Below are 24,189 nucleotides of genomic sequence, written 5' to 3'. Positions count from 1 at the left end.
TCCTATTTTAGATTCGAATGGTCATGCCATCAGATAATGACTGACGGTAAGCCCTGAAAGCGGGAATAAAGCCGATAATGATTCCGGCAACTTGCACCAACATAAGCAGTTTCCACTCATGAGGTGTGATTGCGGATATCGATATGTTGATACCATAACTTTGTTGCACAATAGGAGCAACCACTGCGATCAGAGCAAACAACACCGCAACACCTAATGTAATGCCAAGGAAGGTTAGCGCACTGGCTTCACTGATCAGTAAACCAAACACATGACGAGGTCTGGCACCCATCGCACGCAGAATGGCCATCTCTCGACGTCTTTCTTGCAAGCTAGTGAGTAGACTACTCAGCATCCCTAGCAGTCCCGCGACTACAACAAACCCTGAAACAATCAGCAGTGCTTGCTCTGCCACTGCCATCATTCCCCACAATTCGTGAAGTGCAATGCCCGGCATAATGGCGCTCAAAGGTTCTTGGCGGTAGTTATTGATTTCTCGTTGCAGTGCGAAGGTTTGGATCTTCGAGTTAAGGCCAATCATCATCGCGGTAATCTGCTTTGGTTGGAAGTCACGTTGCTTTAGCGCTTCAGCATCCGGTGTGTGCCCGAGGTTAGCCCCCGATTCCCAACCAACGTGAATCGCTTCAATGGCCTCTAACGAAACATGCACCGTTTTATCTACTGGTGTGCCGGTTGGCGCGAGTATTCCGACAATGGTGAAGGGCAGATTGTCGTGGCGACTGAAGGCGACATCACTGATACCGTGCGCCAGAATGATGTGATCACCAATCTTGTAATCTAACTTCTTCGCGACATCGGCACCAATCACGACATCAAATAGCTGATTAAACTCTTTACCTTGCTGAAAAGTAAGTGGTTGCTTACTTCCATAGCGATAATTCTCGAAGTAGCTATGGTTAGTGCCCATTACGCGGAAGCCTTTATGTGAATCACCCAATGAGATTGGGATCGCCCACTTTACAGCGTTGTGCTGGCTAAATTCTTCATAGCTTTTCCAGTCGATGTTGTTGGTCGCATTACCGATTCGAAATACGGAATAAAGCAGCAGGTTTACCTGACCTGAGCGGCCACCGACGATAAGGTCAGTACCTGAAATCGTATTCGCAAAGCTGCTCTTAGCTTCGGTTCTTACACGTTCCACACCGAGCAAGAGAATCACTGACACCGCCACGGTGAGAATAGTCAGAATGGCTGTGGCTTTACGGTTGAGTACGCTTTTTAAGGCTAAGTGAGTAATTACTTTCATACGACAACCTTAGCTTGGTTAACGGTTTTTAAATCTATGGTTCGAGTGAACAGTTTTTCTAGTGTTGGATCGTGACTAACAAAGATCAGGGTAGAACCCGCCTGATTCGCTTGTTCTAGCAACAGTTCGATAAAGGCTTCTCGGTTGTCATGATCCAGAGCCGATGTCGGTTCGTCGGCAATAATGATTTTGGGTTGGCCGATCAAAGCACGAGCGGCAGCAACACGTTGTTGTTGACCAATACTCAACTCGGTAACGGGCTTGTCCATGAGAGCTTGAGGTAGCTTTAATCTGAGCAACAACTCTTGAGCGGTGGCTTGCAGGCTGTTCTGACTTTTAGTGACTTGCTGCTTACGAATCTTAGAAAACTGACAAGGAAGCGTCACGTTGTCGATGACTGACAAGTAAGGAAGCAGGTTAAATTGTTGGAATATATAACCAATATGATCGGCTCTGAATTTGTCTCTCTGGCGAGGTGTTAGCTGTGTGAGATCTTGGCCAAGGATAGATACTTCGCCTTGTTCAGCTTGGTTGATTCCGGTCAGTAACCCTAACAATGTTGATTTCCCGCAACCACTAGGCCCTTTGATGAAAAGGTGCTCTTGGGCTTGGATGTGCAGTGAGGTGATCTCTAGCGTTGGGGGCAATTCAGGCTTCCAACGAAAGCTGATATTTTCGAGTTTGACCACAAGTGATGAACTGTCAAAAGACATATTAGCTCCAATAATTAAAGCGGTGTCTCTACTGGACAGTTATTAGAATAATAAATTCCCAGAGCACACCGATTTGTACAGCCAAGTAAGTGAACACTTACTTGGCTGCTTATCTACGTTTAATTCAATCTAATGCTAATTAGAATCGAAAACTAATACGATCTGCGTTAAGCACTTCTTGAATTTGAGCACTGTCAGTTAGCAGGTTTACAGTCATTGATTTTGTGTTGCTGAACTTAGAGAACCACTGAGTATTCACGGTATCCAGTTTTTCAATGTCAGAACATTGGTAGTGGTACTCGACAGTGAACTCACCGTGGCCGCCTTCTGAGTGGTCATGGCCTTCGTGGTCATCATGATCGTGTTCTGCGTGGTCGTGGCCTTTGTGGTCGTCATGAGCGTGCTCTGCGTGGTCGTGGCCTTTGTGGTCATCATGATCGTGCTCTGCGTGGTCATGGCCTTTGTGGTCGTCATGATCGTGCTCTGCGTGGTCATGGCCTTTGTGGTCGTTATGATCGTGTTCTGCATGGTCATGGCCTTCATGGTTATCATGATCGCCTTCCAAGGTGTTAGTCACTGACTTGAACTTCAGAGTACAACTTGCATTATTGAAACCAAATAGATCTTCTGGCTTGTTTAATTGCGCGATAGCTTGTTCAAACACTTTCTTTTGCTCAGCCGTTTCTGGAGCATGCTCAAAGCCAACCACATCAGCACCGGGTGCTGTCACTTCAACAAGTAGCTCTTGTCCATCTTGAGCGATGTTCACTTCAACTTTACCGTGCACGTGTGCTTCGTGAGAGCGGAATTCTTCGTTAGCTAGAACACTAGCAGAGACAGTCATGCCGATAACAACGGCTAAGATAGTAGGTTTCATGTTTTTTTCCTGAATAAAGGTTAATTAAAAAGTAGTGGTAATTAAGCGATATTTACAGGAGGTGAGCGTGCCAAATAAGCGAAATATAGGCGTTGTAACGAAATAACTGACTCTGTGATAGCGACAGTAAATTCCGAATGGAACTCTGGGACCTGTGGAAGTGAGTGTGCCGTAATAAACTGATTTATCGAAAACAGCTCACAATGGTGTGAGGTGTGGTGTTCTGGTGCGATATCTACTATGTGCGTTGCGGCTAACACGCTTAACATGAGCATAAGCCCAAGCAAGAAGCCTGTTTTGCGTTTCACATTGTTAGGTGTTTTTTGCCACATCAGGATGATTAACCACAGAATTAAAAAAGGATACTGTTATAATATAACAATATCCTTTGGTTAGGTCTCGAAAAAGACGCGAATATCTTATTAAAGACTCGCTTTAATCAATTCAATGACTTGAGTGACTTCTGCTTCGTTTAATGCACCTTCTTTAACAAACAAGATTTTACCTTGCTTGTCTTGAACGATAATCGCTGAGCTTTCTTCTTTCAGAGCCCAAGATGACGCAACGGCGCCGTCTTCATCTAGAACCATAGAAGACCATGGAAACTCTTCTTTGCTACTTTCTGCTGACGATTTAACAAAAGAACCCGTACCCCAGATAGCATCATCTTGGTTGATGATAGTGGTGGTTTGGTAGCTGTCTTCTGAGAACTTCGAGGCGGTAATGGCGGCCATCAATGGTGCGTTTAGCTCTTTAGAGCTGCTGCGGCCAGCGATAGCTTGAACGACACGAACTTTACCTAGGAGATTGTTGGTTGCCCAAGCTTGATATCCGGTATTTCCGTCGTTTAGTACGATTTCACCATAGTTGCTAACATCGACAGCAGGCAGAGTTGCACCTACAGATAGGTTGTGAGCATTGGCGAAGAGTGGAGAGGCTGCGGCTAAAAAAGCCAGTAGAGTTTTGTTTTTCATTATATTTTTGTTCCGCTTATTGGTTTGCACTGGAAGTATAATATGAAATTTGAAAAATGCCTCTTTAACTTTTTTATCGTACGATGTAGAAAAAAGTTGCAGGCTTGTTACCGAAAGGTATAATGCATCAATATCGAGATGAACAATAGATTATCTTGCTGTTTGCTAAAGGATTTAGCGATTATATGTGCTTTGAACAAGGCTATGTTCAGGCAGGTAACTGTAGTACTCAAATGGAATTGAGGTTGTATTATGTTAAGAAAGTTTTCTACTTACCGTCCACATCAAGTGGCGCGTTTCGTTAAAGTCCTGTTCAAAGGCCAATTTGCTATTGAAGGTGTTGGGGAGTTTCGCTTCGACCAAGGCAAGGTGCTTCTTCCTGAAGTCTCAGACAAACAAAAGCTCACTATTTTTAAAGAAGTTAACGGTACTATTGCAGCGTTGCCGGTGTAACTGCGCTTTATCGATTTGTTTACACCGAATAGATTAACAATGAAAAGGGCTTCTTAATGGAAGCCCTTTTTTAATGCGTATCGTTCTCGCTGGTATGTCGAGCTGTACTTTATTGTGGAGGGAAGCAGACACCGGTGCCACCCAACCCGCAATACCCATTCGGATTTTTAGCTAGGTATTGCTGGTGGTAGGTTTCTGCGAAAAAATATTTTCCAGCAGGCAGAACTTCCGTCGTGATCTCGTTGCCTAAAGATTCAGTCATTGCTCGTTGATATTCACGTTTAGAGTGCTCAGCGATAGATTGTTGTTCTTCACTGAAGGTGTAAATCGCGGAACGGTATTGAGTCCCTAAATCGTTGCCTTGGCGCATTCCTTGAGTTGGGTCATGACGCTCCCAAAAGGTTTCAAGTATTCGAGCTAGAGAGGTTTGTTCACTATCAAATATGACACGAACGACTTCGGTATGGCCGGTTTGCCCAGTACATACTTGTTCATAAGTGGGGTTAGCTGTGTATCCGCCAGCGTAACCAACGGATGTTGAAATAACGCCATCCAATTGCCAAAACAAACGCTCAGCTCCCCAGAAGCATCCCATACCAAACAGGACTTCTTGTTGAGAGCCCGTAGGCGTATCGAGCAGGTCGGTTTGGTTAACGAAATGGCGCTCAGTGATTCGAATTGGGTCAGCATTTCCCGGTAGTGCGGTTGCTGCAGAAACCAGTTGTTGTTTGTTTAGCATGTTATATTCCTTTTCGCATACGTTTACCGCGCTGGCTTTTATTTACTGTGGGTTCATATTAACGGTTGGTCAAGATTGAATAAGTCTTTAAATTAGACCGTGTTATTCCAGGATTTATTACAGACTCAATGCTTTTTTAGCGGTATTATTTCTTTTCACTTATTAACGTATTGATAACTTCTTCACCCATTAAACATGATAAGAAAAACTTTACCAGTTCTGATTGGCACTCTACTGTCATCGACGCTCGCTTTCGCTGATGTTTCCCTTGAAATTAAAGGGCTGGATGGAGCGCTTGAGGATAATGTTGATGCTTATCTTAGTGCGATCCCTGAAGAAGAGTATTCGGTTTCATTAAGGTTCCAGTCTCGCTTGGAATCTATGATAAAAGAAGCCCTGAATGCGTTAGGTTACTACCAACCTATTATCACGTTTACTCACTCCGAAGATGATACCGAGTTGACCGTTACGGTTGAGGCGGGAGAGCCTGTTGTTATCTATACTTCCGATATCGTTCTGACTGGTGAAGCCAAAGATGATCCAGACTTTTTAGCCTTGATTGCCAAGAGTAAGTTGTCCAAAGGTTCGATTTTGAATCATGGTAATTATGACTCTTTGAAATCGTCGATACGCAACCTTGGCTTAGCGAAAGGCTATTTCGATGGGGCATATGCTCTCAGTAAGCTAGAAGTCGCCCCTGAATTAAACCGAGCTTATGTTCGTCTTCATTATAACAGTGGTATACGCTACCACTTTGGTACCACTCAGGTTACTGGTAGCCAGATTGAAGAAGATAAGGTGCAGTCACTCAAACCATTTGAGGATGGCGAACCTTACTCGATAACCAAAGTCGGTGAGTACAACCAAAACCTGTCCAATACGGATTGGTTTTCTTCTGTTTTTGTTGAACCTGATTTAAGCCAATTGGGCGAAGGCCGTGAAATTCCGATGAAGGTCAGCCTTGCTCCGCAAGCGCGTAACCAAATCGAAACAGGTATCGGTGTATCAACAGACCTTGGTGTAAAAGGCACCCTAAAATGGAAGAAACCTTGGGTTAACGAGAAAGGTCATAGCTTTAATAGTAGCCTGTCGATCTCCAAGCCCGAGCAGACGATTACCGCGACTTATAAAATCCCATTGGATGACGTGCTTAATGACTACTATCAAATTAAGTACGGTATGAAGAATTTGGATAATCGAGATACCAAAAGTTTGGAGTCAAACTTAGCCTTAGAAAGATATTGGCGTCTGGATAATGGCTGGCAACGTACTGTATTTATTCGATACTTGGTCGAAAACTATGAACAAGGTTTGCAAGATGACTTAGCGCAATTCGTGTTGCCGGGTATCTCTTTCTCGCGAACTCGAACGCGTGGTGGGTCGATGCCGATGTGGGGCGATAAACAAACCATTATGGTTGAGGCTGCTGATGACACCTTATTATCGGAAACTAAGGTGGTGCGTTTTCAAGGGCAAACAGCATGGATTCGCAGCATTGGTAATAATCACCGCGGTTTAACTCGCCTTCAATTCGGCGGTAACTTTGCCGACGAGTTTGAAAAGCTGTCTCCCTCTCTAAGATTCTTTGCTGGTGGTGATAATAGCATTCGTGGTTATGGCTATGAGTCTATCTCTCCTCGAGATGAAAGTGGCGCACTAACCGGCGCAAAATACATGGCAACCAGCTCGTTTGAATACCAATACCGCTTAGTTGGAAACTGGTGGGGTGCTGCATTCTACGATATTGGTGATGCATTTAATGATAAGCCAGAGTGGAAGCACGGCACCGGTGTCGGGGTGCGTTGGGCCTCTCCTGTAGGTCCTGTGAGTTTAGACTTTGCTTGGGGCCTAGATGCGAAGAAAGGCGATGAGTTCCAACTGCACTTTAGTTTAGGGCCTGAATTATGATTAACGTTGTGGGTAAGTGCATAAAATGGACTTCGATTTCATTGACGTCTATTTTGCTATTGTTGATAGCCTTGCTCGGTTTCGTTTTGTTCACCAATCCGGGGTTGAACACCGTGCTGTGGGGCGCTGAAAAAGCATTGCCACAACTTAAAGTGGAAAGTACTAAAGGCGCTCTTTTTCCAAGCTTTACGCTTAATAATATCCAGTTCAAAGATGATAGCCTTCATATCGATACTAAGGTTCAAAAGCTGAACTTGGCTATTAATCCACGCTGTCTGCTCGATCCTAAGCTGTGTGTCGATCGTTTAGCTATTCAAGGGTTGGACTTCGCATTTACTGAATTACCGCCAGCTTCTACAGAAGAAGCAGAGCCTACACCGCCCGTAACATCGGTGAAAACACCACTACCAATAGTGATCAACCGTATTGCTTTGTCTGATATCAAACTGAATATCTTGGGGCATGAAATTGAATGGAGCTTGTTCTCCACAGCTCTGAGTATGCAGGGTGAAAAGCTGACGGTATCGCCAACCTTGTTCAATGACCTCAAAGTTAAGCTTGCTGAGTCGACAAAAGAACCGCAAACCGAAAAGGTAGAGCCAGAATCAACCGTTAAAACAGCGATCGAGCTGCCTGAAGTCTGGATTCCTTTACAGGTTGTACTGGAGCGTTTTGACCTCAACCGTTTCACCTTAGAACAAGAAACCCCAATTGTAGTGAACCACCTTGGGCTAGAAGCTCGAGCAGGTAAACATACGGTAGATGTTTCCACTCTAGACCTCGATATGCCACAAGCAAGCGCTAATCTTGCGGCTAAGGTTGAGCTTAAAGGTGGTTACCCGTTAGATCTTTCTTTAGATGCTTTGGTGAAAGAAACCGACCTTGCTGGCCAGAAACTGTCGCTGAAGGCGCAAGGCAGCGTGGCTAAACTGCATCTAGATTCTCAGTTTTCTGAATCGATTGAGGCAAAACTGTCTGGGGATATTCAACCCCTAGAGCCAGCTCTACCATTTGACCTTCTTTTAGAGGGAGGTAAAGCGCAATGGCCTCTTACAGGAAAAAGCGATTACCAAGCTGCAATTGAGAAATTCAAAGCTAATGGCTCATTAGATGGTTTTAATGTGCAGCTCAAAGGCGAAGCTGATGGTAAGGATATTCCTGCGTTAGCTATCGACCTACAGGGTAAAGGTACCACTGAGCAGATTGAGCTCGAGCGTCTAAAGCTGAACACGCTAGGCGGTGAACTTAACGGTGTCGTTAAAGCGAACTGGAAGAGTCTCGTTAACTGGCAAGCTGACGTGACACTCAAAGATATTCAACCGGGCCTACAGTGGCCAGAAGCCGAGGGTAACATTAGCGGAAGCATAGTCACCTCGGGTGAGTTGACGGAAGCGGGCGGTTGGGCGATTGAGCTACCTAAGCTTGATATCGAGGGTATCTTGCGTGATTACCCGTTGGACATCGAAGGTCAGTTGTCAGCGTCGGATCGTAGTGCAAGTGGTGAGCCTAAACTGCAAACCAGCGGCTTGAGCTTGGCTCATGGTGTTAACTCGATTAAGGCACAGGGACAGCTTGATAAGCAATGGGATATGGGCGTTGATATTTACTTCCCTGAGCTGGTGAAAAGTGTTCCAGACTTGAAAGGACAAGTGATTGGTAACATCCAACTTAGCGGCCCCACGAAAGAGCCTGAAGTCGATCTTGCACTTAATGTTGATAAGGTCGATTGGAATAACGAAGCAACACTAGAATCCCTATCGCTTAATGGTTCGGTGGTTCCCCTACCATTGCCTGAAGCTCAAGCCGATCTTGTATTAAAAGCTAAGAACCTAACCTATCAAGATCAAAGCGTGGAAAGCATTGATCTTACGGTGAGTGGTGGCGAAAAGAAACACACAGTGACACTTGATGTGATATCCGACATCGTGTCGACTAGCTTGGCTATCTCTGGAGAATTGATTCAGAAGCCTTCTCTTATTTGGGATGGCTCGTTAGACAGAGTCAAAATCACCACTCAGCAGGGGCCTTGGGTATTAGACCAGCCTGTCGCGATAAAGGCGGATGTCGATAAGCAGTTTGCCGACGTTCAAGCGCACTGTTGGAAACAATCTAGTTCGAGTGTGTGTCTGGATGAGGATATCCGCGCCGGAAAATCAGGTGAGGCCAAGATTGCAATCAACCAGTTCGACTTCGAGCAGATCAAAGCCTTTGTTCCTAAAGAGACGCAACTGCAAGGTTTAGTGAATGTTAAAGCTCATGCCAAGTGGTCTGAACAAGGTGAGCCTGAGGTTACGGTAAGCGTTGATATGCCGAAAGGTCAGGTTGTTCAACAAGTTGGCGAGCCAATCACACTGGGTTGGGAAAGTGTTGCATTGAATGCCCAGCTAAAAGACAACAAACTGGATGCCGATTTTAATTTGGATGTTTCCGACAATGGTGATCTGTCTGGAACGGTGTCGCTACCGGATATTCTTGTCGAAGACAAAATGGTCGATGCTGCAATTAAGCTGACCACGTTCCACCTCGATTTCTTGCAACCAATCCTAGGTGAGTACAGCCTATTGAAAGCCGACCTTGAGAGTGATCTTCAAGTTAAAGGCTCTTTGATGCACCCTCAAGTTTTTGGTCAGTTCTCGGTTGATGGTATTCAAGTCAAAGGCGATGTGACTCCTGTTGATGTGAAAGATGGCCGTATCGCTCTCGACTTTGATGGTTATAGTGCAAAACTGGATGCGAATGTAGAAACGCCTGACGGTCATCTTGATATTGAGGGAACCGGAGATTGGCAAGATCTTAAAGCATGGAACTCTAACGTTAGAGTTTTTGCCGATGAGTTGATGGTTGATATCCCGCCGATGGTCAAGGTTAAGGTCGTACCTGATATGACTATTGATGTCACGCCCGAGCTGGCAAAAATTACGGGTGACATAGCACTACCATGGGGACGAATTGTGGTAGAAGACTTACCACCGTCAGCGGTTGGTGTGTCTTCCGATCAGGTGATATTGAACAAAGATCTTGAGCCTGAAAGTGAAGATACGATCCCATTCAATGTGATGACCAATATTAATATCTCCATTGGTGATGACTTTAAATTGTCTGCCTTCGGTCTTGAAGGCGACTTGGTTGGTAAGCTCAATGTAGCTCAAAAAGACCAAGGCCCATTCATCACTGGTGAAGTGAATATCGTCGATGGTACTTACCAATCATTCGGGCAAGACCTCTTGATCGAAGAGGGTAAAATTCTAATGAATGGTCCACCGGATCAGCCATATGTAGCCATTAATGCGATTCGTAACCCTGATAATACTCAGGATGATGTGACCGCAGGTATTCGAGTGACAGGCCCTGCGACAGAGCCGACCATCGAGATTTACTCTGATCCAGCGATGCCACAAGCGAACGCGCTGTCTTATATTTTGCGTGGCCAAGATATCGATGGTGAGTCGAGCGGTTCGATGACAACAACCTTGATCGGTTTGAGTTTGGCGAAGAGTGGTAAGGTTGTTGGCGAAATCGGCGAAGCCTTTGGTGTACAAGATTTACAACTGGATACAGCAGGCTCTGGGGATGACTCTCAGGTTACGGTAAGCGGCTATATTCTCCCAGGTTTACAGGTGAAATATGGTGTGGGTATCTTTAACTCGTTAGGCGAGTTTACCGTTCGTTATCGATTGATGCAGGATCTCTACGTTGAGGCAGTATCGGGTTTAGACAGTGCTGTGGATCTTCTCTATCAATTTGAATTTGAGTAACACTTTGAACGGTGATTGATTAGCGGATGACGAATGCTAGGGAGTGAGTATGCAGCACCTCGTTTTTGTTTATGGGACATTGAGAAAAGATCAATCAAACCACCACTATTTAAAACAGTGTGAGTGTTTAGGAAGGTTTGACACACCTGAGGAATACGCACTTTTTGATTTAGTTGCGTATCCGGCGATGATTTTCGGAAAGAAAAGTGTCGCTGGCGAGGTCTATATCATTAACGACGAAATTTTGGAGTCGCTCGATCGGCTAGAAGATGTTCCTGTTGAGTATCGTCGCGAGCAAATAGAGACTATATTTGGATTAGCATGGGTATATTTATATCAGCTTGATCTAACAGCTAATAAAGAAATACTTTCGGGTGACTGGTGTAAGCAGAACAACCCGCTATAGTGAATGAACTACTGGAAGCATTCTGACGCAATAGCTAAAAGTCTCAATGTACAGGCTAGTCTTTTCCACTAGGAGGAAATTATGAAATATCTATTATTGGTGCTATCAGTAATGTTATTTGGTTGTGCGCAAACTCCGCCACCAACGTCAATGAACACAGCCGATTGGCAGAGCTTTGGCGAAGAAATGGCGCTAAAAGGAAAAACCAAGCAGACTGAAGCAAGTTTGGCTGAAGCCGCGTCTTCACCATCCATTGATGCAGACTTATATGGCGCTTATGGTCAGGGTTATGAAATGGGTAAAACTCAGTATTGTTCTCAAAACCCGAGAGCGCTAGGGCGCCGTGGTGAGACTTACCTTGGGATTTGTGACGACGTCGATAAATGGTTCCGTTTCAACTACGAACGTGGTGCTGAATCAAAGTATAGCGTTCAATAATTCGGTGATTGTTTAACGCAGCGAACAACAAAAAGCCAGCATATGAATGCTGGCTTTTTTGATGACGTTAATTTTATAAATAAACGAATGGTTTAGTCTGGGTTAAGCTCAAGAAACTCTTCTACTTTTTTTACCATGCTCTTCGAACCGACAAAGAAAGGTACACGTTGGTGTAGCTCTGTTGGTTTGATATCCATGATGCGTTGGGCACCATCGGAGGCGATACCACCAGCTTGCTCCATTATGAAGGCTATTGGGTTGCACTCATACAATAGACGCAGCTTACCTTGAGGATGGCTTTCTGTACTTGGGTACAGGTAGATGCCGCCTTTAAGTAGGTTACGGTGAAAATCAGAGACAAGAGAACCAATGTAGCGAGAAGTGTAAGGACGATTATCACTTGGTTCGCTTTCCTGGCAGTACTTGATGTACTTCTTAACACCTGTAGGGAAACGAATGTAGTTACCTTCGTTGATTGAGTAAATCTTACCTTCGTCAGGGATCATCATATTTTCATGAGACAGGCAGAAGGTACCCAGTGATGGGTCGTAGGTGAAGCCATTTACGCCAGCACCAGTTGTGTATACCAGCATGGTTGAAGAGCCGTAAATCACGTAACCAGCAGCTACTTGCTTATGCCCTGGTTGTAGGAAATCTTCTTGTGTTGGTGGAGTACCAATCGGTGATACTCGGCGGTAGATTGAGAAAATTGTACCAACCGATACATTCACATCGATGTTTGAAGAACCATCAAGTGGATCCATCAGTACAACGTATTTTGCGTTTTTGTTGAGCTCTTTATTGAAGGCGACGGCTTCGTCTTCTTCTTCACTCGCGACACCACAAACTTGATCTCGAGCTTCAAGTGCGGCTTTAAATTTGTCGTTAGCGTACAGGTCTAGCTTTTGTTGCTCTTCACCTTGAACGTTGTCTGTACCAACAGCGCCAGTAATATCGACAAGACCTGCCTTGTTAATTTCGCGGTTAACAATTTTTGCAGCAAGACGAATTGATGACAAAAGGGATGATAGATCACCGCTTGCATGGGGGAAGTCATTTTGTTTTGCAACAATGAACTCACCAAGGGTGCGCATCTCAGACATGTTATTTCCTTAAACTTCTCTGAATATTAGGGGGATTTGAGCACTATAGAATTGGCCTCTTGTACGGGCTTTATTCATCTAGACGCTTACCTAAATTCTAAAGGCTAGATCTTTTTAATGGTAATGAACTAAGCGACGCAGATCTCACTTACTATGTCGACTAAATTTGTTTTGCATTGCCGCTCGCTTTTAACCGCTATTTAATGATAATGAGTGCAAGCCGTTTTAATTAGGGCATCGTTTATTTAGCCAAGCGTTTGGAAGCAATTTATGCATATTCATATCTTAGGAATTTGTGGCACCTTTATGGGTGGTGCTGCGGTATTGGCTCGTCAACTAGGTCACAAGGTTACTGGTAGTGACGCGAATGTTTACCCACCAATGAGCACTTTGTTGGAATCTCAAGGGATTGAAATTATTGAAGGGTTCGACCCGAGCCAACTCGAGCCAAGGCCGGATCTCGTGGTTATCGGTAACGCGATGAGCCGTGGTAACCCGTGTGTTGAGTATGTATTGGATAACAATCTTAGATACACCTCTGGCCCTCAGTGGTTGCAAGAATTCTTGCTGCATGACCGTTGGGTGTTGGCGGTATCGGGAACGCATGGTAAGACCACGACATCAAGCATGCTGGCTTGGGTCTTGGAAGACTGTGGCTATGCACCGGGCTTTTTAGTTGGCGGTGTGTTGGGTAACTTTGGTATCTCTGCTCGCCTTGGTGAAAGCATGTTCTTCGTGGTCGAAGCTGACGAATATGACAGTGCTTTTTTCGATAAACGATCTAAGTTCGTCCATTACCACCCAAGAACCTTGGTCATGAATAACCTAGAGTTCGATCATGCGGACATCTTCGATGATCTTGAGGCGATTAAACGTCAGTTCCATCACTTAGTGCGCACTGTGCCAAGCAATGGCCGTATTTTCTCACCTAAACAAGATGTGGCTATTCAAGATGTTCTATCTCGTGGCTGTTGGAGTGAGACTGAATCAAGCGGCGAGCAAGGCGATTGGGATGCTAAGAAGTTAGTCAAAGACGGCTCTCAATTTGAGGTCTACTTCCAAAATGAATGTGTTGGAACGGTAAACTGGGATTTAGTGGGCGACCACAACGTAAACAATGCCTTGATGGCGATAGCAGCTGCACGACACGTAGGTGTGACTCCTGACTTAGCGTGTGAATCACTAGCTACTTTCATTAACACTAAGCGCCGCTTGGAGTTTAAAGGCGAGGTGGCAGGTGTTTCTGTTTATGACGATTTTGCTCATCACCCAACGGCGATTGAACTTACGCTAGGCGGGTTGCGTAATAAGGTCGACACTAAGAAGATCATTGCCGTTTTAGAGCCTCGTTCTGCCACCATGAAACGTGGTGTGCACAAAGAAACCTTGGCTGATTCGCTCAAGCTGGCGGATTCTACCTACTTATTCCAACCGGGTAACATTGATTGGTCGGTTCAAGATGTTGCAGACGCTTGTCACCAACCTGCACACGTGAGTGATGACATGGATGCATTCGTTGCTAAAATTGTCTCAGAGGCACAAGCGGGTGACCAAATCTTGGTAATGAGTAATGGTGGCTTTGGTGGTATTCACCAAAAACTGTTGGATGGATTGGCACTCAAAGGCTAACGGCATCCACGACCTTATAATTTGAAGTAATTGAGAACATGACAAAACACGATAAAGCGATAACTCTTGCTTTCACTGGCGCATCCGGTGCGCCTTATGGCCTACGTTTACTTGAATGCCTTTTGGCGGCCGATTATCAGGTCTATTTGCTGATTTCATCGGCTGCGCGAGTGGTATTGGCGACCGAGCATGAGCTTAAGTTACCTGCTGGGCCGGATGCGGCGAAACAAGCTTTGGTTAAACACCTTGGCTGCGCCCCAGAAAAGCTTGTGGTGTGTGGCAAAGACGACTGGTTCTCACCGGTTGCCTCTGGTTCAGCAGCGCCTAAGCAGATGGTAGTGTGTCCATGTTCTGCGGGAAGTTTGGCTTCGATTGCACACGGCTTGTCGGATAACTTGATTGAGCGAGCAGCAGACGTGGTCATGAAAGAGCGAGGTCAACTGTTATTAGTAGTTCGTGAAACGCCATTTTCTACGCTTCATCTAGAGAACATGCACAAACTGTCGACCATGGGCGTGACGATCATGCCTGCGGCTCCGGGGTTTTATCACCAACCTAAGTCTATTGAAGATCTGGTCGACTTTATGGTGGCGCGTATTCTTGATCATCTTGGTATCGAACAAGGTTTAGTGCCACGTTGGGGCTACGATCAACGTAATTGATCCAAACTTGATAGCTTATTGTTAAAAATCAAATTACAATTCTGAACACTCATCGGGGAGCGAACCATTCAAATAATGAATGCGAGCTGAGATCAAGCAGATGCTTGGGACCCGTAAACCTGAACCAGATAATGCTGGCGTAGGAATTGAGTTAGGAACAACCTCTACCGTTCTCCTCCCTCAAACCTGTGCCGCTCAGACTATGGAGAGCGTCCAGTGAAATTCACATTAACTACTCTTGCTGTTACTACAGCGATCTCTTTTTCTGCCTTTGCTGCAGACAATACTTTGACCGTATACACCTATGACTCTTTTGCTGCGGATTGGGGCCCTCGTCCTGCCGTTGAAAAAGCATTCGAAGAAAAATGTGGTTGTGATGTGAATTTTGTCGCGCTAGAAGATGGCGTCTCTATCCTGAACCGTTTACGTCTTGAAGGGGGCAACAGCAAAGCCGATATCTTGCTAGGTCTCGACAACAACCTGATGGCTGAAGCGAAAGCGACGGGCTTATTGGCTGAGCATAATGTTGATACTTCATCAGTAACGCTTCCTAATGGTTGGAACGATAGCACTTTTGTTCCCTATGACTTTGGCTACTTTGCTTTTGTTTACAACAAAGAGAAGTTGGCAAACCCGCCGAAGAGCTTGAAAGAACTGGTTGAGCTGCGAGATGATCTTAAGGTTATCTACCAAGACCCACGTACATCAACACCAGGCCAAGGCATGATGCTTTGGATGAAGTCGGTATACGGTGATGAAGCGACAGCAGCATGGAAGAAGCTTGCTCAGAAAACAGTGACTGTAACCAAAGGTTGGTCTGAAGCTTATTCTATGTTCCTAGAAGGTGAGTCGGATTTAGTGTTGTCTTACACAACGTCTCCGGCTTACCACATTATTGCTGAGAGCGATTCTAAGTACGCAGCAGCAAGCTTCGAAGAAGGGCATTACACTCAAGTTGAAGTGGCCGCTAAAGTTAAAGGCAGTAAGAACGAGAAACTTGCTGATGATTTTATGGCGTTTATCTTAAGTGATGAATTCCAATCTGCGATGCCAACGGGCAACTGGATGTACCCAGTGACGGATATCGAGCTACCAAAAGGATTTGAGCAACTTACGGTTCCTCAGAAAGCTCTAAGCTTTACGCCTGAAGAAATTGCAGCTAAGCGCAAGCCTTGGATCCGCGAATGGCAGAGTGCACTTACTTTTTAACTTACTATTTAAAAAATGAGCTTTCTAACGTACTTTAAAAAAACTAGCTTTCTGTATTTAAAGGTTCATTCGTTATGTTTGGAGTGAACCATTTACGGTAAAAAATCAATTTATGATAAAGAAAACACCTAAGGTCGGGATCTGGGTTGCGATACTCATTACCGCCTTCGTGGTTTCAGCAGTTGGGGCATTGCTTAGCAATGCCCCTTCTCTTGATATCAGCCAAGTATGGTCCGATCCCTACTATTGGCATGTAACGAAATTCAGCTTTTATCAAGCGACACTCTCAACAGTGCTGAGTGTTGGCTTTGCTATACCTATTGCTCATGCGCTGTGTCGTAGGCAATTTTTTGGACGCGCTTTGTTGTTAAGGCTGTTCGCGTCGACCTTAGTCCTGCCGGTGTTAGTCGGTGTATTTGGCTTACTTGCGATCTATGGTAATAGTGGTTGGTTAGCTAAGTTTTTGGCGAACTTCGATATTGAACTGCCATTTTCGATTTATGGCTTGAATGGTATTTTGTTGGCGCATGTTTTCTTTAACTTGCCTTATGCCAGTCGCTTACTTTTACAAGCCTTAGATACCGTGCCTGCCGAGCAACACAAGCTTTGTGCTCACTTGGGTATGAGTCATTGGAACAAATTCAGATGGGTTGAATGGCCACGTTTAAGACAGCAATTGCCTCATGTGTGTGGCTTAGTCTTTATGCTGTGCTTTACCAGCTTTGCTACCGTGATGGCACTAGGCGGTGGACCTAAATCAACCACTATCGAGCTCGCTATTTATCAGGCGATTAAATTCGACTTTGACCTGCAGGCGGGTGCTTTACTCGCGATATGGCAAATGCTGCTGTGTGGTGTGCTAGCGGTCAGCATTCAACGCCTATCGAAACCTATTTCTGTGACGGCCAGCCAGTTGGCGGAAGAGAAATATTTGGTTAAGGACAGCTGGTGGTCAAAAGCTTGGGACAGCTTCTGGATCATCATAGTCTCAATGCTGGTATTGCCGCCATTAGCGATGGTTATTCTAAGTGGTATTAACTCTCAGGCGCTCACCGTACTGAGCAGTGAGCCGTTTTGGGCGGCATTAATGACCTCGGTTAAAGTCGCGTCATTAGCAAGTGTTATCGCGGTTGGTATTGGTATCGCGATACTACTGACCAGCAGAGCATGGCGCTTACAGAATAAGAACTTTCGAGCCGATAAAATCGAGCTGATTGGCACTATTATCTTAGTCACTCCGGGGCTAGTGATCAGTACGGGTATCTTCCTACTATTACGCTCATTTACCGATGTGTTCAGCTTGGCTTTCTTTATCGTGATTGCCGTCAACAGTTTAATGGCACTGCCTTACGTAATTAAAACCTTAGCTCAACCTATGCTGCATTTGTCTCAGCAGTACCAGTATGTGTGTGCAAGCTTAGGAATGACAGGATTCACTCGCTTTAGGTTGGTGGAGTGGCGCGCATTACGTAAGCCGATGGCGCAAGCCTTCTCGATCAGCTTTATGCTGGCGATGGGCGACTTAAGTGCGATTGCCTTATTTGGTAGCCAAGACTTTAGAACACTGCCTTTGTACCTATTCCAATTGCTAGGCAGCTATCAGATGGAAGCCGCAGCCGTTGTTTCGGTTAGTCTGCTGCTGTTGAGTGTGGGCAGTTTTAGCTTCATTGAATTTTTATTTACTCGAACCTCAAATCTCAATGCTAAAAGTTAAGGAACCGATGATGTTAGTGATGAAAGATGTGGATTACCACTATCACCAAGAGTTGTTTAGTTTTGATTTCCAAGCAGAGCAGGGCGATATTGTTGCTCTGATGGGACCAAGTGGTGCGGGCAAATCAACACTGTTGGCGCTAGTTGCTGGATTTATCGAGCCTACATCGGGTGAGATCTCAGTGGCTGGGCAGTCGCTGATTGGTAAAGAGGCACATCAACGCCCGTTGGCGATGTTGTTTCAAGAGCACAACCTATTTGCCCATCTCACGGTGCGTGAAAATATTGGATTAGGCTTACATCCGGGGTTAAAGCTTACCGCAACCCAAAAGCAATCTGTGGAACAAGCTGCAGCGCAAGTTGGCGTCGCTGAGTATTTGGATAGATTGCCTGAGCACTTATCCGGCGGTCAACGCCAGCGTGTCGCACTAGCACGTTGTTTTGTTCAGCCTCATGATATTTGGTTGTTGGATGAGCCTTTCTCGGCGCTGGATCCGCTATTGCGAGAAGAGATGCTTAGCTTAGTGAAGCGATTAGCGGCAGAGCGAAATATTACGGTTTTGATGGTGACTCACCATTTAGGTGACGCACGCAGTATCGCAAATAAGTTTGTGTTTGTGGCGCTAGGTAATGTGCTGGTTGAAGACTCGATAGAGGCACTGACGGCGGATCATCCACAGCCAGAATTAAGCTCATTTGTTAAAGCGGGTGAGTGACGATTCATTACTCCTGTGAGTACTTATTGATATTGAGTGCGTCAAAAACAAAAAGACCTAGCATGCGCTAGGTCTTTTATTCACTCTATGAGTAAAGCGAGATAACGATTAGTCTTCTAGCTTTAGCTCTTTTAAGATTTGGAAGATCTCACGAGAAGACTTTGCAGGCTTGTTCGCAGATTTCTCTTTGTTAGCTTGGCGAGCTAGCTGACGAAGACGTTGACGGTCTGCTTCAGGGTACATTTCCATGACTTCTGAAATAGCCGTATCACCTTCTGCAACAACACGATCACGCAGTTGCTCAAGCTTATGTAGCTCAGCTGTTGCTTGTGAGTGTTTATTACGTACTTTATCCAAAGCCGCCTGAATTGGCTCTGGATCGACATTGCGCATTACTTTACCAATGTATTGAAGTTGACGACGCTTCGCTTCATTTTTAAAGCGTTGTGCATCTTTAATCGCTTGTGCCAAATCTTCAGACAGCGGAAATTTGTCTAATACAGAAGGCTTTAGACCAACAAGCTCTTCTCCCAGCTTTTGCAGGGCATCCATGTCCGTTTTCATTTCTGTCTTACTTACCCAGATGATTTCTTCTTCTGGTTCCCATGGGGCTTTTTGGTTTTTGCGAGCCATCTTTTCTGCCTATGTCACTATCTCAAACGAATATATTGCCTATTTTAGCAAGAATCTTGGGGAGAAAGCGAAATTCTTGTTATCCTACGTAATATTGACCTGAAAAATTAGAATAGATATGGATGTAAAACAGCAAGTCGCCCAGCAAAGAGTTGAACTAGAAGCCGCAGTAGCTAAAGCGTTGGATATGGCATCAGTGAGTGCAGACGCAGCTGAGGTCGCTATTACTAAGTCAACGGGTTTAAGTGTTTCAACACGTATGTGTGAAGTGGAAAACGTTGAATTTAATAGTGATGGTGCGCTAGGTATTACTGTTTATCGCGGCCAGAAAAAAGGCAGCGCATCTACATCTGATCTGAGTGAAAAGGCCATTGCTCAAACAGTAGCGGCTGCGCTTGATATCGCTCAGTACACTTCTGAAGACTCATTTGCAGGTCCTGCAGCAAAAGAATACATGGTAAAAGAAATTCCAGACTTGGATCTTTTCCACCCTGATGAACCAAACCCTGATTATGCTGCTGAGATTGCGATTGCTGCTGAGAAGCAAGCGTTAGCTTATAGCGATAGGATCAAACAGAGTGATGGCGCAAGCTACGACAGCCATTATGGTGTTAAGGTTTATGGTAACAGCCATGGCTTACTAGCAAGCTATGCTTCGAGTCGCCATAGCACGAGCTGCTGCGTGATTGGACAAGGCGCTAACGGTGAAATGGAACGTGACTACAGCTACACCGTTGCACGTCACCGTGATGAGCTGTGGACGCCTGAGCGCGTAGGTCAAGAAGCAGCAGAAAAGACCATTAGCCGTTTGGATGCGAAAAAGCTACCAACAGGGCAATACCCAATTATGTTCGCTAACGATGTTGCTACTGGCCTGATTGGTCACCTTGTGATGGCAATCAGTGGTGGTAACCTTTACCGTAAATCCTCTTTCTTATTGGATCATCTAGGGCAGAAAATTCTACCGGATTGGTTCAATATCTCAGAGCGTCCTCATATCCTGCGTGGCTTGGCTTCGAGCCCATTTGATAGCGAAGGTGTTTACACTCAAGATCGCGAAATCATCACTGATGGCGTGTTAGCAACTTACCTGCTAACGAGCTATGCCGCACGTAAAATGGATATGACACCAACAGGTCATGCTGGTGGTATTCATAACTGGTTCGTTAAATCGACCGGTCAAAACTTTGAGCAGATGCTAAAAGAGCTAGGTACAGGCTTCTTAGTGACGGAAGTGATGGGCCAAGGCGTTAATACCGTAACGGCTGATTACTCTCGTGGTGCGGCGGGTTTCTGGGTTGAGAATGGAGAAATCCAATACCCAGTATCGGAAGTGACGATAGCGGGCAACCTAAAAGACATGTTCAATCAGATCGTTGCAGTTGGTAACGATGTTGAAACACGCTCTCAAATTCAAACGGGTTCTATCCTGCTTGAGTCGATGAAAGTCGCGGGTGAGTAATTTACCTCAGTCTAAACATGAGACTTAAACCTGATGCATTAAAAAGGGAGCCGATGGCTCCCTTTTTGTATTCAGCGTATCGTCTTAGATAGGCTATCTGTTTATTCACGCTAGATAAGTATGATTTAAATAAGAATGGTTGCTAAGCCTAGGAACACCGATAGGCCAATAACATCAGTGACAGTAGTGAGTGCCATACCACCTGCCAATGCCGGATCGATATTCATCTTCTTCAGCATCACAGGGATAGTTACACCAGCAATACCCGCGACAATCAAGTTGGTCATCATCGCTGCTGAGATGATACCTCCCAGTATCCAGTTGCCTTTCCAAGCTACAACGATACCACCAATGATAACAGCCCATAAAACGCCGTTGAGGAAGCCGATAGCCGCCTCTTTGAGTAGCAGTTCGCGTTTGTTACTATCACCGATATGACCAAGTGCTAAACCACGAATCACAAGTGCAACGGTTTGGTTACCTGCAACCCCGCCCATCGAAGGTACGATAGTCATCAGAACCGCAATCGCAGCCATTTGATCGAGAGTTGCTTCAAACATATTGGAAACAGATGCCGCCGCCAGTGCCGCGAGTACGTTAGCACCAAGCCAGACACTACGACGACGAGCAGATTTTACGACCGGTGCGAAGGTATCTTCGTCATCGTCCATACCCGCCATACTCATCATTGAGTGCTCGGCATCTTCACGGATAACATCAACCACGTCATCGATGGTGATACGACCAACAAGGTGTTGATTGCTATCAACTACTGGCGCTGAAACCCAATTACGACGTTCGAACAGGCTCGCAATATCGGAAGCGCTGGTTTCAACCGCGATCGCTTCGTCGGCATCCTCCATCACTTCGGAAACTGCCACATCAGGCTGAGTCGTTACCAGTGTGGTAAGCGATAGGTTACCGATAAGACGTTCTTCTTCATCAATAACATATAGTGCATCAGTTGCATCGGGCAGTTCGCCACGCATACGCATGTAGCGTAATACAACATCAACATCGACATCCCCACGAATCGTGATTACGTCGGTATTCATGATCGCACCCGCTGAATCTTCAGGGTACGACAGGGCGGTTTCAACTAATGCACGATCAACAGAGTCCATTTGAGAAAGGACTTCGCGAGAAACATCATCAGGTAGGCTTCGAAGTACGTACGCGACGTCATCGGTTTCCATGCCTTCGGTTGCTTCTGCTAAGGTCTCAGGTGCCATTTTCGACACAAGAGCATCTTTGACATCTTCGTTTAGTTCATCAAGAATTTCACCGTAGTCTTCAGGATCGGTGAGTTGCCAGAGTACGTCACGACTTTTGCGAGGGGAGGCTTCTAAAAGGTGTGCAATATCTTCAGGTTCCATGTCCTGAAGTTGTCGGCGTACGTGAACAAATCGGCCGTTTTCTAGGGCTTCGCTGACTTCTTGGAGGGTTTGGTGAGCTTGGTCGAATTCTAATTGCTCTGCCATATTTTCCTCCTATCTCATTATTCTAACAATGGTTGGAATAGTAACTTAATTCTGGGGCTTATTTAAATCATAAACTTAGATAGAACTAAGATTTAATATTGGTTGGTTCGTTGTTTGAGTCTTAGGCGTTGTGAGTGAAGCGTTTTCGCTACTCACCCTCATCAAACTTGTCTTCAATGAGATGACAGACGGCATCCAGTGCTTGCTGTGAGTCGGTGCCTGCAGCTTGAATAGTAATATGTTGCCCTTGTGCTGATTCCAGCATAAGTAGCCCCATTACGCTGTCTGCTGTCGCTGTTTTGTCTTCTTCGCTATGGATAGTGATGGTTGCATCAAAGCTTTGTGCAAGCTCAACCAACTTTACGGCTGCTCTAGCGTGAAGACCCAAGCGATTTTGGATCAGTACAGTTCGAGTTAATTCCATGGTTAGCCCTGTTGGTGCTTCTCTAGGGAGGCGTGTCTGATTTGGACTTGATGGCCAAGTTGCTCGAAGTACTCACCAATTTTCTGAGTTAGATAAACCGAGCGGTGTTTGCCGCCAGTGCAGCCAATCGCGACCGTCAGGTAACTTCGATTGTTCTTCTCTAACATTGGTAACCACTGTTCAACAAAGCCTTGGATCTGTTGCTTGAGTTCAAGAACTTCTGAGTGTTCTTCAAGAAAAGAGTGAATTGGTGCATCTAGCCCAGTTAGTGGTCGTAGTGCGGGTTCCCAGTGTGGGTTAGGCAAAAAGCGAACGTCGAACACATAGTCGGCATCACTTGGCAGGCCATACTTAAAACCGAAAGATTGAAAGACAATAATCAGCTCTTGCTTCTCTTGACCTTCAACTTTAAATCGAACCTTTTCACTCAATTCGTAGAGGTTGCAGTCGCTACTGTCAATCACAATGCATGCTTGCTCTGCGAGAGGTGTCAGGAGTGTCTTCTCTAAATCAATCGCTTGCTCAAGAGAGAGCTTTTCTTGGCCGATCGATAAAGGGTGAATTCTACGTGTTTCGCTGTAGCGCTTGAGTAACGTCTGCTTGCTCGCATCTAGGAACAAGACGTTCACATCAATATTAGTGGCAGACTCTAGCTGTTCTAGCATCTCTGTAACTAATTGAGGCTCTTTCGGTAGGTTACGAATATCAATGCTAACCGCGACGTTTTGATTTATCTCACGTACCGATTCGACAAAGTCGTTGAGCAGGTTTACTGGCAGGTTATCGACACAGTAATACCCCAAGTCTTCAAGGACTCGTAGCGCAACACTTTTACCGGCCCCTGATTGGCCACTAACAACGATTAACCGCATGTTATTGCTCGCAAGTTGGCACTTGAATCATGATGTCGTAAAGCTCTTGATCGCTTTGAGCATTACGCAACTGTTTCAGAGTCTGCTTATCGTTTAGTCGCTCTGCCATACAAGAAAGGGTTTTTAGATGCTCCTTACATTGTTCACTTGGAACAAGCAGGGCAAATAGTAGGTCGACAGGACGGTTATCAATCGCATCAAATTCGATGGGATCTTGGCATTGCAGTAATACAGCAATCGCTTTATCACTGACATTCATACGAGCGTGGGGAATAGCAATGCCATTACCAATACCTGTACTGCCCATTTTTTCACGGCTCAACATGCACTCAAACAGTTCTGTTGAATCTTGACCACAGCTTTCTGCTGCGATCTGACTGATGAGCTCAAGGGCTCTTTTTTTGCTTGTGCATTGGACTGCACTTTTGGTGCAGTCCAATGAAAGTACTTCGCTTAATTGCATGTTAGTGACTACTTAGCTTTTCTTTGTGCTTGTTGAGTTGGCGGACGAGTTTATCAACCAATGAATCAATCGCGGCATACATGCTTTCATCTGTTGCTGTCGCATGGATTTCCCCCTGATTTATATGCAGGGTAGCTTCTGCGATTTGATTGATTTTCTCAACTTTTAAAACAACCTGGACGCTATTTATATGATCAAAGAAGCGCTCAAGTTTGTCGAATTTAGTGTGAACATAGTCTTGCATTGAATCGGTAAGATCAACGTGATGGCCTTGAATATTGATTTGCATAGA

General features: G+C 45.3%; 24 protein-coding genes and 1 riboswitch. Of the genes, 11 read left to right on the top strand and 13 right to left on the bottom strand.

Going from position 1 to position 24,189, the window contains the following annotated elements; all coding sequences use genetic code 11:
• Positions 1–7: 7 nt before the first annotated feature.
• The 5 genes from FTW16_RS01760 to FTW16_RS01740 all read right to left on the bottom strand — a co-directional run bounded on the left by FTW16_RS01760 (position 8) and on the right by FTW16_RS01740 (position 3,831).
• A complete protein-coding gene (locus FTW16_RS01760; protein WP_146489832.1) occupies positions 8–1,267 on the bottom strand; it encodes an ABC transporter permease in 1,260 nt (419 codons plus the stop codon).
• Positions 1,264–1,980: an ABC transporter ATP-binding protein gene (locus FTW16_RS01755; RefSeq protein ID WP_146489831.1), complete on the bottom strand. Its 717-nt coding sequence runs from the start codon at positions 1,978–1,980 to the stop codon at positions 1,264–1,266. The genes FTW16_RS01760 and FTW16_RS01755 overlap by 4 nt, the downstream gene beginning before the upstream one ends.
• A 139-nt stretch (positions 1,981–2,119) precedes the next feature.
• Positions 2,120–2,857 carry a DUF2796 domain-containing protein gene (locus tag FTW16_RS01750; RefSeq protein WP_146489830.1) on the bottom strand — a complete coding sequence of 246 codons (738 nt, stop codon included), beginning with the start codon at positions 2,855–2,857 and terminating at the stop codon, positions 2,120–2,122.
• Positions 2,858–2,898: 41 nt separating this feature from the next.
• Positions 2,899–3,189 carry a DUF2607 family protein gene (locus FTW16_RS01745; RefSeq protein ID WP_146489829.1) on the bottom strand — a complete coding sequence of 97 codons (291 nt, stop codon included), beginning with the start codon at positions 3,187–3,189 and terminating at the stop codon, positions 2,899–2,901.
• Between the two features lie 90 nt (positions 3,190–3,279).
• The gene (locus FTW16_RS01740; RefSeq protein WP_102480206.1) at positions 3,280–3,831 is read right to left on the bottom strand and encodes a YtfJ family protein; all 552 of its coding nucleotides are present in this window, start codon (positions 3,829–3,831) and stop codon (positions 3,280–3,282) included.
• 252 nt (positions 3,832–4,083) lie between these two features.
• Here FTW16_RS01740 and FTW16_RS01735 point away from each other — a divergent pair, with 252 nt between their 5' ends.
• Entirely contained in the window at positions 4,084–4,284 is a 201-nt protein-coding gene (locus FTW16_RS01735) for a DUF1107 family protein (protein WP_019821424.1), read from the top strand.
• Positions 4,285–4,393: 109 nt separating this feature from the next.
• Here FTW16_RS01735 and msrA read toward each other — a convergent pair whose 3' ends face one another.
• Positions 4,394–5,023 (bottom strand): peptide-methionine (S)-S-oxide reductase MsrA, encoded by a 630-nt coding sequence (msrA, locus tag FTW16_RS01730; RefSeq protein WP_146489828.1) that lies wholly within the window; start codon positions 5,021–5,023, stop codon positions 4,394–4,396.
• A 195-nt stretch (positions 5,024–5,218) separates the two neighbouring features.
• On the opposite strand from msrA, the gene FTW16_RS01725 reads away from it, so the two are divergent.
• The 4 genes from FTW16_RS01725 (at position 5,219) to FTW16_RS01710 (ending at position 11,530) form a co-directional block, all read left to right on the top strand.
• Entirely contained in the window at positions 5,219–6,931 is a 1,713-nt protein-coding gene (locus FTW16_RS01725) for an autotransporter assembly complex protein TamA (RefSeq protein WP_146489827.1), read from the top strand.
• On the top strand, positions 6,928–10,686 hold the full coding sequence (locus FTW16_RS01720; protein ID WP_146489826.1) for a translocation/assembly module TamB domain-containing protein: 3,759 nt from the start codon (positions 6,928–6,930) through the stop codon (positions 10,684–10,686). The genes FTW16_RS01725 and FTW16_RS01720 overlap by 4 nt, the downstream gene beginning before the upstream one ends.
• Before the next feature lie 49 nt (positions 10,687–10,735).
• A complete protein-coding gene (locus FTW16_RS01715) occupies positions 10,736–11,092 on the top strand; it encodes a gamma-glutamylcyclotransferase (RefSeq protein WP_146489825.1) in 357 nt (118 codons plus the stop codon).
• 81 nt (positions 11,093–11,173) lie between these two features.
• Positions 11,174–11,530, top strand: a complete 357-nt coding sequence (locus FTW16_RS01710; RefSeq protein WP_146489824.1) for a DUF2799 domain-containing protein — start codon at positions 11,174–11,176, stop codon at positions 11,528–11,530.
• Between the two features lie 92 nt (positions 11,531–11,622).
• On the opposite strand, the gene fbp is transcribed toward FTW16_RS01710, so the two are convergent.
• Positions 11,623–12,633, bottom strand: a complete 1,011-nt coding sequence (gene fbp / locus FTW16_RS01705; protein ID WP_060983522.1) for a class 1 fructose-bisphosphatase — start codon at positions 12,631–12,633, stop codon at positions 11,623–11,625.
• Between the two features lie 270 nt (positions 12,634–12,903).
• Between fbp and mpl the strand changes: the two genes are divergently transcribed.
• The 5 genes from mpl (at position 12,904) to thiQ (ending at position 18,562) form a co-directional block, all read left to right on the top strand.
• Entirely contained in the window at positions 12,904–14,262 is a 1,359-nt protein-coding gene (gene mpl, locus FTW16_RS01700; RefSeq protein WP_146489823.1) for a UDP-N-acetylmuramate:L-alanyl-gamma-D-glutamyl-meso-diaminopimelate ligase, read from the top strand.
• Positions 14,263–14,300: 38 nt separating this feature from the next.
• The gene (locus FTW16_RS01695) at positions 14,301–14,924 is read left to right on the top strand and encodes a flavin prenyltransferase UbiX (RefSeq protein WP_099165086.1); all 624 of its coding nucleotides are present in this window, start codon (positions 14,301–14,303) and stop codon (positions 14,922–14,924) included.
• Between the two features lie 43 nt (positions 14,925–14,967).
• Positions 14,968–15,087, top strand: a riboswitch (TPP riboswitch).
• A 53-nt stretch (positions 15,088–15,140) separates the two neighbouring features.
• Positions 15,141–16,133 (top strand): thiamine ABC transporter substrate binding subunit, encoded by a 993-nt coding sequence (thiB, locus tag FTW16_RS01690; RefSeq protein WP_146489822.1) that lies wholly within the window; start codon positions 15,141–15,143, stop codon positions 16,131–16,133.
• A 112-nt stretch (positions 16,134–16,245) separates the two neighbouring features.
• On the top strand, positions 16,246–17,847 hold the full coding sequence (gene thiP, locus FTW16_RS01685) for a thiamine/thiamine pyrophosphate ABC transporter permease ThiP (RefSeq protein ID WP_186728004.1): 1,602 nt from the start codon (positions 16,246–16,248) through the stop codon (positions 17,845–17,847).
• A 10-nt stretch (positions 17,848–17,857) separates the two neighbouring features.
• A complete protein-coding gene (gene thiQ / locus FTW16_RS01680) occupies positions 17,858–18,562 on the top strand; it encodes a thiamine ABC transporter ATP-binding protein (protein WP_141925949.1) in 705 nt (234 codons plus the stop codon).
• Between the two features lie 108 nt (positions 18,563–18,670).
• Here the strand turns inward: thiQ and yjgA are convergent, their stop codons facing one another.
• Positions 18,671–19,195: a ribosome biogenesis factor YjgA gene (yjgA, locus tag FTW16_RS01675; protein ID WP_132764297.1), complete on the bottom strand. Its 525-nt coding sequence runs from the start codon at positions 19,193–19,195 to the stop codon at positions 18,671–18,673.
• A gap of 118 nt (positions 19,196–19,313) precedes the next feature.
• Here yjgA and pmbA point away from each other — a divergent pair, with 118 nt between their 5' ends.
• Entirely contained in the window at positions 19,314–20,657 is a 1,344-nt protein-coding gene (gene pmbA / locus FTW16_RS01670) for a metalloprotease PmbA (protein ID WP_146489821.1), read from the top strand.
• 125 nt (positions 20,658–20,782) lie between these two features.
• On the opposite strand, the gene mgtE is transcribed toward pmbA, so the two are convergent.
• The 5 genes from mgtE to hpf all read right to left on the bottom strand — a co-directional run bounded on the left by mgtE (position 20,783) and on the right by hpf (position 24,186).
• Entirely contained in the window at positions 20,783–22,138 is a 1,356-nt protein-coding gene (gene mgtE, locus FTW16_RS01665; RefSeq protein ID WP_048605905.1) for a magnesium transporter, read from the bottom strand.
• Between the two features lie 148 nt (positions 22,139–22,286).
• On the bottom strand, positions 22,287–22,562 hold the full coding sequence (locus FTW16_RS01660) for an HPr family phosphocarrier protein (RefSeq protein ID WP_017066670.1): 276 nt from the start codon (positions 22,560–22,562) through the stop codon (positions 22,287–22,289).
• A 2-nt stretch (positions 22,563–22,564) separates the two neighbouring features.
• Positions 22,565–23,434, bottom strand: coding sequence for an RNase adapter RapZ (rapZ, locus tag FTW16_RS01655; RefSeq protein WP_146489820.1), 870 nt, complete (start codon positions 23,432–23,434; stop codon positions 22,565–22,567).
• Between the two features lies 1 nt (position 23,435).
• Positions 23,436–23,897 carry a PTS IIA-like nitrogen regulatory protein PtsN gene (ptsN, locus tag FTW16_RS01650; RefSeq protein ID WP_004738707.1) on the bottom strand — a complete coding sequence of 154 codons (462 nt, stop codon included), beginning with the start codon at positions 23,895–23,897 and terminating at the stop codon, positions 23,436–23,438.
• A 1-nt stretch (position 23,898) separates the two neighbouring features.
• Positions 23,899–24,186 (bottom strand): ribosome hibernation promoting factor, encoded by a 288-nt coding sequence (gene hpf, locus FTW16_RS01645; protein WP_009847742.1) that lies wholly within the window; start codon positions 24,184–24,186, stop codon positions 23,899–23,901.
• Positions 24,187–24,189: the final 3 nt, after the last annotated feature.

Source organism: Vibrio sp. T20 (genome assembly GCF_007858795.1).
In the GTDB taxonomy this organism is placed as follows: Bacteria; Pseudomonadota; Gammaproteobacteria; order Enterobacterales; family Vibrionaceae; genus Vibrio; species Vibrio satsumensis.
The sequence above is the reverse complement of the archived record's forward strand: the minus strand, read 5'-3'. Positions and strand labels throughout refer to the sequence as shown.